Below are 12,265 nucleotides of genomic sequence, written 5' to 3'. Positions count from 1 at the left end.
TGAGGGCGGGCGAGTGAGTTCGGATTTCGAGCGCGCCGATGACGTGCGGATGGATGTGGGGGCGCTGATCGCCGCCGTGCTGTCGCGTGGCCTGCGCATCGTGCTCGTCACCGTGCTGCTGCTGGTCGCCTCGGCCGCCGTCCTGCTGTTCATCCCCAAGAGCTACGAATCGTCGGCGAGCCTGTTGGTCGAACCGCGCAGCAACATCTACACCCGCGCTGCCATGGACGTGACCTCGGGCGGCAACGCGGTGAACACCGAAGCGCTGATGTCGAGCCAGATCGAGCTGATCAAATCACGCGACCTGCTGCTCGAAGTGGTCGATTCGGAAAATCTCCGCTCGGTGCCCGAGTTTTCCAATGCCGGCTTCTCGCCCATCGGCTTTGTGCTGCGCCTGATCGGGCGCGGACCGGAGCAGCGCAGCGTCGATGAGACCGTGCTCGGCAATCTCGCCGACCGCATGACGGTGATCCGTGAGCGCGATTCTGCGGTGATCTCGATCTATGTGCGCTCGACCGACGCCGAGCTCGCGGCGCGCATCGCCAACGCCATCGCCGCCGCCCACGTGAAGCGCCGCGGGGCCCAGTCGCTGACCGATACCGCCGACGCCACCGTGTGGCTGGAGGAAGAGATCGATAAGCTCCGCCCCAAGGTGAGCGCAGCCGAGACCGCCGTCGCCAACTACAAAGTCGAGAACGACCTGTTCGTCGGCGCCAACAGCATCCCGGTGACCGACCAGCAACTGACTGTGGTCGCCACGCAGATCGCCGAAGCGCAGCAGCGCAAGAACGACGCTCAGGCCCGTTCGCAGGTGATCCGCGGGCTGCTCGACAAGGGCCAGTCGCTCGACGGCGTCAACGACGTCCGCAACTCGGTGGTGATCCAGGGGCTGCTCGAAACCAAGGCGAACCTGCAAGCCGAACTGGCGCAGAAATCGACGACCCTGCTGTCCAACCACCCGACCATCAAGGCGTTGAAGGCGCAGGTCGGCGAGCTTAACAAGCAGATCACCAGCGAGGCCGACCGTGTCGCGGATTCGCTCGAGGCCGAGGCCAAGGTCGAGGCCGACCTCGAGCAGCGGCTGCGCGACGACCTGACCCGCGCCAAGCTCACGGCCGGTGACGCCACCAAGGGCGGCGTGACGCTCGACAGCCTCGAGCGCGAAGCCAAGGCGCAGCGTGACCTGTTGGAAAACTATCTCGCCCGCTACTCCGACGCGACGTCGCGCACGGCGTCGAACTCGGCGCTGCCCGATGTCCGCATCGTCAGCGAGGCGGCGCCTTCAGTCGAGCCGGCTTCTCCCAAAATCCCGCTGATCCTGGGCGCCATCGGCTTCGTGGCGCTGGCGCTGCAGATCGGCGCGATCCTGTTCGGCGAGCTGATGTCGGGCAGGGCGCTGACTGAGCGGACGCGCGCCGCAGGGCTGGAGTCGGAGGATCACGTCTACGACGCCGAAGCCACTGAGATCGACAACGACATGGTCGACGAAGCGATCGACGACGAGCTGGAGCATGCGGTGGAGTCGGGCATCGCCCCGCCGCCGTTGGCAGCCCGTCCGGCCGACGACGATGTGGCGCAGCTCTCGGCTGCCGTTACCACGCACCAGTTGCGCACCGTGCTGCTGGCCAGCCTCGATGGCGGCCAGGAGACGTTGATGGTGATGGACCGGCTGCTCGAGGATGCGCTGATGAGCGACCTGAGCGCCGTGGTGGTGGATGCCGGCAGCGGCGAAACCAGCGCTCTGCTCGGCCTCACCGACCTCGCTGCCGAGCAGGCTGACTATGGCGACGTCATGCAGCGTGCCGGCGACAACCTTGCCGAAGTGCCCTGGGGGCGCCTCCCGTCGCTCGACCGCCGCTCCTCCCGTCCTTCGACCTTGATCGAGGCGCTGGCCGATATCTATCACGTGGTGATCGTCGATACCGGCCGGGTCGGTGTCGCTTCCAGCCTGCCGCTGTTCGCGGGCGCCCGGGCCACCGTGGTGCTGGTCACCAGCGAGGACGCCAGCCCGGTAGCGATCGGCGTAGCCCGCCGCGATATCGCGGCGCTCGGCTTCGAGCTTGGTCGCGTCGTCCGCCTTCCCGCCGTCAGGGCGGACGTGGCTTAGGTCCGTGACAACGCTCAAGTACAGGCTGATCGGCGCCGCCTTCGAGCTGTTATGGGCAAGCGGCGTGACGCACCTGGTTCGCAAGCGCTCCAAGGCCCGCGGCGTGATCTTCACGCTGCATCGGGTGTTGCCGGACGATCCGGCCGACTTCGCCCCCAACGCCATTCTCCAGGTCAAGCCCGACTTCCTGGCCTTCGTCATCACCCGCGTCCGCGAGCTGGGCTTCGACATCGTCGACATGGACGAGGCGGCGCGGCGCATCGAGGCGGAGACGCCGAGCAAGCCCTTTGTCGTCTTCACTTTCGACGACGCCTATCGCGACAACCTCAGGTTCGCCCTGCCGGTGCTGCGCCGGCAGCAATGCCCGTTCACGCTCTACGTGCCGACGGCGCTGGTCGACGGGGTAGGGGAAGTGTGGTGGCAGGCGCTCGAGGACATCATCGCCGGCCAGAATGCGCTGGCCGTCACCTATGCCGGCGAGACCGAGTACTATGCCACCGCCAACCTCGAGGAAAAGCAGCGGGCCTATGACGCGCTCTACCGCCGGATGCGCACCATGCCCGAGGCCGACCGCGTCAAGCTGATCCGCGACATCGCCGGCCAGTACGGGTTCGATCTCAAGCAGCACTGCCGCGAGCTGATCATGGATTGGACCGAGCTCCGGCACTTCGCAGCCGATCCGCTCTGCACCATCGGCGCCCATACCGTGCATCACTATGAGCTGGCCAAGCTGGGCCCGCTCGATGCCCGCAACGAGATCGAGCAATCGGTCCGTATCCTCAAGGCGCAGTTCGGCAAGACGCCGCTGCACCTGAGCTACCCGATCGGCGGCACTGCCTCGGCCGGCCCGCGCGAGTTTTCGCTGGCCCGCGACTTGGGGCTCAGAACGGCCGTGACGACGCGTCCCGGCGGGCTATATGCTGGGCACCGGCACAGCCTCCATTCGCTGCCGCGGGTGTCCCTCAACGGCCTGTTCCAGTCCAAACGCTATGTCGATGTCTTCGCGACCCCGGCCGTGTTCGCAATGCTGCCCGGTTGATCGCGTTTCTCATGTCCCTTCTCTTACTGATTCCCCGGAGCTTTCATGGCTGACCTCATCGTCGATGGCGCACAACCGGTGTCCGGCACCATCCGGCCGTCCGGCAACAAGAACGCGGTGCTGCCCATGCTCTGCGCTACCTTGCTGACCGACGAAGCGGTGACGCTGACCAACGTCCCGGAAATCAGCGATATCGACAAACTGGTCGAGTATTTCCGCTCCAAGGGCTCGCGTGTACAACGCAGCCTCGAGGCACAGACGCTGACCATCCAGCATGACTTCAAGGCCTTCGCCACGACCGACGCCGAACTGCCGGTGGGCATTCGCGCCGCCGTGCTGCTGCTGGCCCCGGTGCTGCTGCGCAGCGACCACCTGATCTTCGATACCGAGGCCAAGGGCTGTGCGCTTGGCGTGCGCGAGATCGACCCGCACCTCGAGATCCTCGAACGCTTCGGCGGCACCATCGCCGGCACGCACCCGTACCGCATCGAGCGCCGCAACCAGATCAGGGGCGTCGATCTCTGGCCCGACTACGCCTCGGTCACCGCCACCGAGACCTTTGTGATGATCGCGGCGCTGGCGCACGGCACCTCGACCATGAACAACGCCGCCTCCGAGCCACACGTGCAGGCGCTTTGCGACATGCTGGCGGCGATGGGTGCCGATATCGACGGCATCGGCACCTCGCGGCTGACGGTGCGCGGCGTGGGCAAGCTGTCCGGCACCACCGCCCGCGTCCCGGACGATCACCACGAGGTCGCAACCTTCCTCGCCATCGGCGCGGTCACCGGTGGCCGGCTGACCGTCGAGACCGATATGGGCCCGCAGCTGACCCTGATCCTCCGCCAGTTCGGCAAGCTCGGGCTGGAGTTCGAGGTCGAGGAGGGCAAGGTCACGGCCACCGGCTGGACCCGCAAGGTCACCGAGCCCTACACCGCCGAGATGCTGCCCAAGATCGAGGCGGCGCCCTGGCCGTATTTCCCGGCCGACCTGTTGCCGCACGCCATCGGCATTTCGGTGGGCTGTACCGGCGACATCCTGTTCTGGAACAAGGTCTATGAGGGGGCGCTCGGCTGGAGCGCTGAGCTCCTGAAGTTCGGCGCCCGCGTGCACCTCTCCGACCCGCATCGCCTCGTGGTGTTCGGCGGCAACCCGCTGCGCCCGGCAACGGTCGAGGCGCCCTACATCATCCGCGTCGTCGTGGCGCTGCTGCTGGCGGCGATCCAGATCCCCGGCGAGTCGCGCATCAAGAATGCCGACCCGATCCGTCGCGCTTACCCGCACTTCGTCGAAAAGCTGACCAAGCTTGGCGCCAAGGTGCGCTGGGAGTAGGGGCGCGACGCGTCCACGAAAGTCATTGTGGAGACCGCACGTGGGATATCTGCTCGGCCTGGTCACGCTGGTGCTTGTATTCAGGTGGGTGCGGGGCCTGGTCGTTTATTTTCTTCGCCGCGATGAGTATGGAAACATCATCAAGACGAAGATGTTCTACGGCGAGGAGGGCGGGACCAAAGAGGTCGGCATAAAGAACCAGCTGTTCTTTTCGTATCCCCTTGGGATCCTGATTGCTGGTTTTCTGACCTACGCGGCGTTCTTCTGGCAGAAGTGAAGGACCTCAAGCGGCCGTGCGCTTGGGGTGGCTCGGGCGAACCCGCGCCGGTCAGTCCGGCTTCGCCATCCAGCGGATGATCCAGGTCGCCGGGTAGAACCAGCTCATCCCCATCACGGCGAAGAAGCCGATGAGCAGCCACCACACCGCGGCGCCCAGGAAGCTCATGTAGATCCACATGCCGAGCACCGACCAGACCAGCAGCGAGCCGAGGATCAGGACGGTGCCGAGGAGTTTGCGGGTGGACTGGGTCATGGCATCATAGCTTCCGATGCGGCATCGCGGCCATTGTAAGGGGGCGCTGCCGGGAGTAGTTCGGGGCCGAAAGGAACCCATCTTGGCTCTCAGCGCAACCGAACAATCCGTCACACCATCAACGCCGGCCACCGACCGGCTGCGGCCAGTTCGCCTCTGGCTCTATGGCATGGCGCTGCTGGTCTTGATCATGGTGGTGGTCGGCGGCGCGACGCGGTTGACCGAATCCGGCTTGTCGATCACCTCTTGGAAGCCGATTTCGGGCACCATCCCGCCGCTCAGCGCTGCCGACTGGCAGGCCGAATTCGACGCCTATAAGCAGATCCCGCAAGGCGTGCAGAATGCCTGGATGGGGATCGAGGACTTCAAGTCGATCTTCTGGTGGGAGTGGGCGCACCGCTTCCTCGGTCGCGTCATCGGCTTCGCCTTCGCCATCCCGTTCGTGGTGTTCCTGTTCCAGCGCCGTTTCAACTGGAGCCTTGCGGCGCCGCTCGCCGGGCTCTTCGTGCTCGGCGGCTTCCAGGGCTTTCTCGGCTGGTGGATGGTCTCGTCCGGCCTGTCGGAACTGACTTCGGTGTCGCAATACCGGCTGGCCGCCCATCTGGGCGCCGCCTCGCTGCTGTTCATCGCACTGATCTGGGTGGCGCGCCGGCTCGAACCCGCCAAGCCCGCCAGTCCCGCCGGCTGGCCGGTCTGGGGGCTGCTGGCGCTGATCCTCATCCAGATCGTCGCCGGCGCCTTCGTTGCCGGGCTCGATGCCGGCATGGGCTATAACACCTGGCCGCTGATGGATGGGGCGCTGATCCCGCGCGGCCTCGATGTCGTCGAGCCGTTCTGGAAGAACTTGTTTGAGAACACCCTCACCGTGCAGTTCATCCACCGGATGATCGCCTATGCTGTGGTGCTCTATGTCGGCTGGCTGCTGTGGCGCCAGTCGAAGCGCGGCGGTTTTGGCGGCGTGCATGGCTGGCTGCCGCGCATCTCGCTGCTGATCCTGCTGCAGGTCGGGCTCGGCATTGCCACGCTCCTCAGCATGGTGCCGATCTCGCTGGCGCTCGGCCACCAGGCCCTGGCCTTCATGTTGGCCGGGCTGGTGACGGCCTATCTGGCGGATACGACGGCGCGAAGGGCCTAGCAGCGGCGCTGCCCCATACTCGCTGTCATCCCCGCGAAAGCGGGGAACTCCGTTCGCGATCGTGCCTCACACGAGAAAACAGAGGTTCCCGCTTTCGCGGGAATGATCCGGTGGGGACGGGTGGCGTTTTGGCAGGTGGCGATGTCGTTTGATTTCAATGACTTAGTATGTGGTATCATAATACCAACTGCGCAAGTAATTGAAATTGAAGGGTAAAATCTTTCCGCTTGACGCTTCCCGGTCGCGTCCGTATATCCGCGCCACGAATACGGGGCAGGGGTCACTCTGCCTGCTTTCAAGGAAAACGAGATGAGCACCTACACGGCGAAGCCGGACGAGATCCAGAAGAAGTGGATCCTGATCGACGCCAAGGATCTGGTGGTTGGCCGTGTCGCCTCCATCATCGCCATGCGTCTGCGCGGCAAGCACCTGCCGACCTACACCCCGCACATGGATACCGGCGACCACGTCGTCGTGATCAATGCCGACAAGGTGAAGCTGACCGGCAAGAAGCTCGATCAGCGCCGGTTCTTCTGGCACACCGGGCATCCGGGCGGCATCAAGGACCGGACCCAGCGTCAGCTGCTCGAGGGCCGTTTCCCCGAGCGCGTGCTCGAGAACGCCGTCCGCCGGATGATCCCGGAAGGCCCGCTCGGCCGCAAGCAGTACGGCAACCTGCGCGTCTATGCCGGTGAGACCCACCCGCATGAGGCCCAGGCGCCCGTGAAGCTCGACGTCGCTTCGTTCAACTCCAAGAATGTGAGGGCCAAGTAATGGCCGAGACCATCAATTCGCTCGAAGACCTGGGCGCTGCCAACGTCGTCGCTGTTGCTGCCGATGCTCCCGTGCACGTGCAGAAGCTCGACGCGCAGGGCCGTGCCTATGCCACCGGCAAGCGCAAGAACGCTATCGCCCGCGTCTGGATCAAGCCGGGTGCCGGCAAGATCACCGTCAACGGCAAGGAGTTCAACGCCTTCTTCGCCCGTCCGGTGCTCCAGATGGTGCTGCAGCAGCCGATCGTCGCCGCCTCGCGCGTCGACCAGTACGACGTTATCGCCACCGTTTCGGGCGGCGGTCTGTCGGGCCAGGCTGGCGCCGTCCGTCACGGCATCTCCAAGGCTCTGACCTATTTCGAGCCCGAGCTTCGCGGTGTGCTGAAGGCTGGCGGTTTCCTCACTCGCGACAGCCGCGTGGTCGAGCGTAAGAAGTACGGCAAGGCCAAGGCCCGTCGTTCCTTCCAGTTCTCCAAGCGCTAACGCTTCGAGTTCACCGAGTTTCGGAAAGGCCCGCTTCGGCGGGCCTTTCCTTTTACAGGTGGTTGATCGGACTCTCACCCGTTCATGAAGAAGCGGAGGGTTGCGGCCGCTCTTACCCCGCGATACCCATTGCCCGCCTTCAGACGAGCAGCCAATGCCGCAGCCCAAGACCGTTCTCATCGTCACCGATGCCTGGCACCCGCAGATCAACGGGGTGGTGCGCTCGATCGAGCTGGTGATCAAGGAAATGGAGAAGCGCGGCATCGCGGTAAAGCTCCTGACTCCGAACGAGTTCAAGACCTTCCCGATGCCCGGCTATGGCGAGATCCGCCTGAGCCGGACGCTGATGAAGCCGGTCTATGCGCGGATCGAGGCCGCGGCGCCCGACGCCATCCACATCGCCACCGAGGGGCCGCTCGGCATCATGGCGCGCCGCTGGTGCCGGAAGCACCGGTTCGCGTTCTCGACCGCCTATCACACGCAGTTCCCAGAATACCTGCGGGCCCGGTTGCCGGTGCCGCTGCGCTGGAGCTACCGCTTCCTGCGCTGGTTCCACGGCGCGGCAAAATACTGCCTCGTCGGCACGCCGCACCTGAAAACGCTGCTCGAGCAGCGCGGCTTCACCAACGCGGTGATCTGGCAGAAGGGCGTCGATACTGAACTGTTCAACCCGGCGCGGCGCGAGCCGCTCGCCTATGAAGGGCCGGTATTCCTCTATGTCGGCCGCGTCGCAGTGGAAAAGAACATCGAGGCGTTCGTCTCGCTCGACCTGCCCGGCACCAAGCTGGTGGTGGGGGGAGGGCCGAGCCTCGAGAAGCTGAAGGCCGAATACCCCGACGTGGTGTTCGTCGGCCCCAAACAGGGCGAGGAGCTGGCGAGGCTCTTCGCCTCGGCGGACGTGTTCGTGTTTCCGTCCAAGACCGACACCTTTGGCCTGGTGCTGCTCGAGGCCCTCGCCAGCGGCACCCCGGTGGCGGCCTTCCCGGTGACCGGGCCGATCGACGTAATCGGCGATGCCCCGGTCGGCGTGCTCGACCACGACCTCAAGGCCGCGGCGCTCAAGGCGCTCGACGTGTCCCGCGATGGCTGCCGCGACTATGCCGAGCAGTTCTCCTGGGCGGCCAGCACCGACCAGTTCCTGCAGTATCTGCCGGTGAAGGGCGACGCTCGTTCGTCTTGACTCTAATTAGAGTGTTTTCTAAATAAGGCTCATCGCAACGCGAGCGGGTCTTATGGGTATCAACGCCGTCTTCGAAGCGCTGTCGCACCCGGTGCGCCGGGAAATCCTCCAGCTCCTCAGGGGCGGGCCGATGTCTGCCGGCGCGCTGGCGGAGCACTTCACGCTGAGTAAGCCTACGCTCTCCGTGCACTTCGCCAAACTGAAAGAGGCCGAGCTCGTTGCCGTCGAGCGACAGGGCACCAGCCTCATCTATCACCTCAACATGTCCATTCTCGAAGAGGCTCTCTCGGGCCTAATGAGCTTTAAGGAGTCCAAGTCATGAGCCCGCTGTTCACCCCGATCCGCATCGCGCTGCTCGTCGCTCTCGTCGCGGCCTTCGCTGCGGGCCTGGCGTTGGTCCCAGCCGGCACGATGCTGCCGGTTCATTGGGGCGTCGGCGGCGAGGCGGATGGGTTCCTGCCGCGCGAGTGGGCACTGCTCATGCCGCTGCTGATGGTGCTATTCGTCTGGGCGATCTTCTTTGTCGTCGCCCGGGTCGCCAAGCCATCCGATGCCGCCGCCGGACGGCACCCCGCCGGCGTGGTGATCACCGCGCTGATTGGCCTCGCCCTGGTGATCGAAGCCGTGACGGTGCTGATCGGCATCGGCGTCGCGGTCAGCATGGTGCAGGTGCTCGGGCTTGCGCTCGGCGTGCTGTTGGTGGTTCTCGGCAACGCCATGCCGAAGTCCCAACCCAACAGCTTCGCGGGCATCCGCCTGCCGACCACATTGGGCGACGCCGCCAACTGGCAGGCCACCCACCGTCTCACCGGGCTGCTCTGCATCATCGCCGGACTCGTGCTGATCGTTTCAGCGGCGCTGCTCCCTCCGTCAGTCCTGATCTGGTGGCTGCTCGGCTGCGTCTTCGCGCCAGTCCTGATCGGCGTCGTGTACTCATTGGCCTACGCCAGACGACAGCGGGCTTGACCATCGGCCGTTGTCGCCACTAAAGCTCCGTAATCCTCGCTCAGGGTTTGGACATGACTCAGGGAGTAGCAGCGCCAATCGCAGCCGCCGGCTTTGTAGCCGCAGCGGTCGCGCGCGCTAGCGCCGCCGCTCGCTAGCTCTCCCCGAGCGCCGCCATGCGGCTGGGGAGAGCGGAACCTACCGAGCCTGGCGATCGTGATCGCCGCTTAACCGAGTCAAAACCATAATTCCGCGATAATCGGCGCCTCACTGAAGGCGCCGCGGCATCAGGGAGCGCTTCCAGGAAAAGTTGCAGACTTTTCCGGTTCGGAAGCGTGACAAGTCCTCTACTGCGTCGCGGGTCCACCGAGGTTCCAATGAACGAAGATTTCCACCGCATCCGCCGCCTTCCGCCCTACGTCTTCGCCCATATCGATCCGATCAAGGCCAAACTCCGCGCCAACGGCGTCGATATCATCGACCTCGGCATGGGCAACCCGGATATGCCGACCCCGCAGCACATCGTCGACAAGCTCAAGGAGACGGTGAAGGATCCGCGCACCCACCGCTATTCCTCGTCCAAGGGTATCCCCGGGCTCAGGAAGGCCCAGGCGAGTTACTACGGCCGCCGCTTCGGTGTGAAGGTGAATCCCGACACCCAGGTGGTCGCGACGCTCGGCTCCAAGGAAGGTTTCGCCAATATGGCTGCGGCGATCACCGCGCCGGGCGACGTGGTGCTCGTGCCCAACCCGACCTATCCGATCCATGCCTTTGGCTTCATCATGAGCGGCGGCGTCGTCCGCTCCATGCCGGCCGAGCCGGACGAGAATTTCATGCGGGCCCTCGATCGCGCCGTGCGGCACTCGATCCCCAAGCCGATCGCGCTGATCCTCAACTACCCGGCCAACCCGACCGCCTATACGGCGTCGCTGGATTTCTACAAGGAAGTGGTCAAGTACTGCCGCGAGCACTCGATCTTCATCCTCTCCGATCTCGCCTATTCCGAGATCTATTTCGATGACGAAGTGCCGCCCTCGGTGCTGCAGGTGGAAGGCGCGATGGACATCACGGTGGAGTTCACCTCGATGTCCAAGACCTACTCGATGCCCGGCTGGCGCGTCGGCTTTGCCGTCGGCAACGAACGGCTGATCGCGGCGCTGACCCGTGTGAAGTCGTATCTCGACTATGGCGCCTTCACCCCGATCCAGGTCGCCGCCGCGTCGGCCCTCAACGGCCCGGACAGCGTCATCGAGGATGTGCGCACCGTCTATCGCGACCGTCGCGATGTGATGGTCGAGAGTTTTGGTCGGGCCGGCTGGCACATCCCGTCGCCCAAGGCGACGATGTTTGCGTGGGCCCCAATCCCCGATCAGTTCGCCCATCTCGGTTCGCTCGAGTTTGCCAAACTGCTGATCCAGGAAACCGGCGTCGCCGTCGCCCCGGGCGTCGGCTTCGGCGAGTATGGCGACCAGTACATCCGCCTCGCTTTGGTCGAGAACGAGCAGCGCATCCGGCAGGCGGCGCGCAACATCAAGAAGTTCCTGCAGAGCCAGCCGAGCCACGGCAACGTCGTGCCCATCACCGTGGCGAAGTAGGGCGGTCAGATCAGAGTTTGCAACGGCCCGGTCAATGACCGGGCCGTTTGCCTTTGTGAACGCCACCATAGCTCCCCTCACTCGGCGTCATCCCCGCGGGGTGTGGCGAACGCCCGAATCCCCTTGCTCCAATAACATGACTGTAGTTATCAGCTTTCAGCTTGGAGGCCATGTCATGTTCCGTCGACTTCTTGTTGCGCTCGCCCTGCTGTTCGCCGCCGCTCCGGCGCTGGCGCAGTCCTTTCCGGTCACCGTCAAGCACGCCTTCGGAGAGACGGTGATCGAGAAGGCGCCCGAGCGGATCGTTACCTGGGGCTGGGGTAACCATGATGCTTTGCTGGCACTGGGGGTGGTCCCCGTGGCCATGCCGTTCTCCACCTATGGCGGCGGCGATAATGGCTTCCATCCCTGGGTGGAAGAGAAGCTGAGGCAGCTCGGCGCGGCGACGCCGGTCCAGCTCGCGGACAGCTCGGACATCCCGTTCGAGCAGATCGCCGCCCAGAAGCCGGATGTGATCATCGCGGTGTTCTCGGGCATCAGCGCCGAGCAGTATGCCCGTCTGAGCCAGATCGCGCCGACCGTCGCCTATCCGGATCAGCCGTGGAGCACGCCGTGGCAGGACGTGACCAGAATCATCGGTCAGATCGTCGGCAAGCCGGCGGAGGCCGAACAGCTGGTCGGCGATACGTTGAGTTTCGTTGCCGACGAGGCGGCGAAATATCCCGAAATCGCCGGCACCAGCTTTGCCGGGGTCAACGACTTCGACGGCTCGATCGCCGTCTATGACGCGCTCGATGCGCGCATGAAGTTCCTCACCGATATCGGCCTGGTGCTGGCGCCCAGCGTCTCCGAGCTCTCACCCAAGGACGGCTCGTTCTATTACCCGCTGAGCTACGAGCTGTTCGACCAGCTCAAGAGCGACATCCTCATCACCTACTACGAGACCCAGGCCGCTTCGGACGAGTTCTTCGCAAAGCCCTACGCGCAGAGCCAGCCGCAGTATCAGAAGGGCGCTTTCGCCTCGCTGGTCGGCGTCGAATATGTGGCCGCTGTTTCGCCGCCAAGTGCGCTGTCGCTGCGCTGGGGCTTTCCGCATTACGCCGAAATCATCGCTGCGGCCGCCCGCAACGCCAGGAAGTGAGAT

Annotated in this window: 13 protein-coding genes; 12 read left to right on the top strand and 1 reads right to left on the bottom strand. The window is 64.9% G+C overall.

From position 1 onward, the window contains the following. Positions 1–13: 13 nt before the first annotated feature. Genes ASC68_RS11380 through ASC68_RS11365 form a run of 4 tightly spaced genes read left to right on the top strand, consistent with a single transcriptional unit; the run spans position 14 to position 4,755 of the window. Positions 14–2,107, top strand: coding sequence for an exopolysaccharide transport family protein (locus ASC68_RS11380; protein WP_055878864.1), 2,094 nt, complete (start codon positions 14–16; stop codon positions 2,105–2,107). 4 nt (positions 2,108–2,111) lie between these two features. Beyond that, positions 2,112–3,146, top strand: a complete 1,035-nt coding sequence (locus ASC68_RS11375; RefSeq protein ID WP_055878862.1) for a polysaccharide deacetylase family protein — start codon at positions 2,112–2,114, stop codon at positions 3,144–3,146. A gap of 45 nt (positions 3,147–3,191) precedes the next feature. Then, complete coding sequence (locus tag ASC68_RS11370; protein WP_055878859.1) at positions 3,192–4,478, top strand: UDP-N-acetylglucosamine 1-carboxyvinyltransferase; 1,287 nt, start codon at positions 3,192–3,194, stop codon at positions 4,476–4,478. Between the two features lie 40 nt (positions 4,479–4,518). Next, complete coding sequence (locus ASC68_RS11365) at positions 4,519–4,755, top strand: hypothetical protein (RefSeq protein ID WP_055878857.1); 237 nt, start codon at positions 4,519–4,521, stop codon at positions 4,753–4,755. Positions 4,756–4,806: 51 nt separating this feature from the next. On the opposite strand, the gene ASC68_RS28310 is transcribed toward ASC68_RS11365, so the two are convergent. Continuing rightward, positions 4,807–5,010, bottom strand: coding sequence for a DUF2842 domain-containing protein (locus tag ASC68_RS28310; RefSeq protein WP_055878854.1), 204 nt, complete (start codon positions 5,008–5,010; stop codon positions 4,807–4,809). 82 nt (positions 5,011–5,092) lie between these two features. Here ASC68_RS28310 and ASC68_RS11355 point away from each other — a divergent pair, with 82 nt between their 5' ends. The 8 genes from ASC68_RS11355 (at position 5,093) to ASC68_RS11320 (ending at position 12,262) form a co-directional block, all read left to right on the top strand. Further along, entirely contained in the window at positions 5,093–6,145 is a 1,053-nt protein-coding gene (locus tag ASC68_RS11355; RefSeq protein ID WP_055878850.1) for a COX15/CtaA family protein, read from the top strand. A gap of 309 nt (positions 6,146–6,454) precedes the next feature. Then, the gene (gene rplM, locus ASC68_RS11350; protein WP_055878849.1) at positions 6,455–6,919 is read left to right on the top strand and encodes a 50S ribosomal protein L13; all 465 of its coding nucleotides are present in this window, start codon (positions 6,455–6,457) and stop codon (positions 6,917–6,919) included. Further along, positions 6,919–7,401 carry a 30S ribosomal protein S9 gene (gene rpsI, locus ASC68_RS11345; protein ID WP_055878846.1) on the top strand — a complete coding sequence of 161 codons (483 nt, stop codon included), beginning with the start codon at positions 6,919–6,921 and terminating at the stop codon, positions 7,399–7,401. The genes rplM and rpsI overlap by 1 nt, the downstream gene beginning before the upstream one ends. A gap of 154 nt (positions 7,402–7,555) precedes the next feature. Next, positions 7,556–8,581 carry a glycosyltransferase family 1 protein gene (locus ASC68_RS11340; RefSeq protein WP_055878844.1) on the top strand — a complete coding sequence of 342 codons (1,026 nt, stop codon included), beginning with the start codon at positions 7,556–7,558 and terminating at the stop codon, positions 8,579–8,581. A gap of 52 nt (positions 8,582–8,633) precedes the next feature. Beyond that, positions 8,634–8,903, top strand: coding sequence for an autorepressor SdpR family transcription factor (locus ASC68_RS11335; protein WP_248310527.1), 270 nt, complete (start codon positions 8,634–8,636; stop codon positions 8,901–8,903). Beyond that, a complete protein-coding gene (locus tag ASC68_RS11330) occupies positions 8,900–9,547 on the top strand; it encodes an SdpI family protein (protein WP_055878842.1) in 648 nt (215 codons plus the stop codon). Before ASC68_RS11335 ends, ASC68_RS11330 begins: the two co-directional genes overlap by 4 nt. 356 nt (positions 9,548–9,903) lie before the next feature. Continuing rightward, complete coding sequence (locus tag ASC68_RS11325; RefSeq protein WP_055878839.1) at positions 9,904–11,121, top strand: LL-diaminopimelate aminotransferase; 1,218 nt, start codon at positions 9,904–9,906, stop codon at positions 11,119–11,121. A gap of 175 nt (positions 11,122–11,296) precedes the next feature. Beyond that, entirely contained in the window at positions 11,297–12,262 is a 966-nt protein-coding gene (locus ASC68_RS11320; protein ID WP_055878836.1) for an iron-siderophore ABC transporter substrate-binding protein, read from the top strand. Positions 12,263–12,265: the final 3 nt, after the last annotated feature.

Origin of the sequence: Devosia sp. Root105 (assembly GCF_001424865.1) — a bacterium.
GTDB lineage: Bacteria > Pseudomonadota > Alphaproteobacteria > Rhizobiales > Devosiaceae > Devosia_A.
Note: the sequence above shows the minus strand (reverse complement) of the source record. Positions and strands in the feature narration are given on the sequence as shown.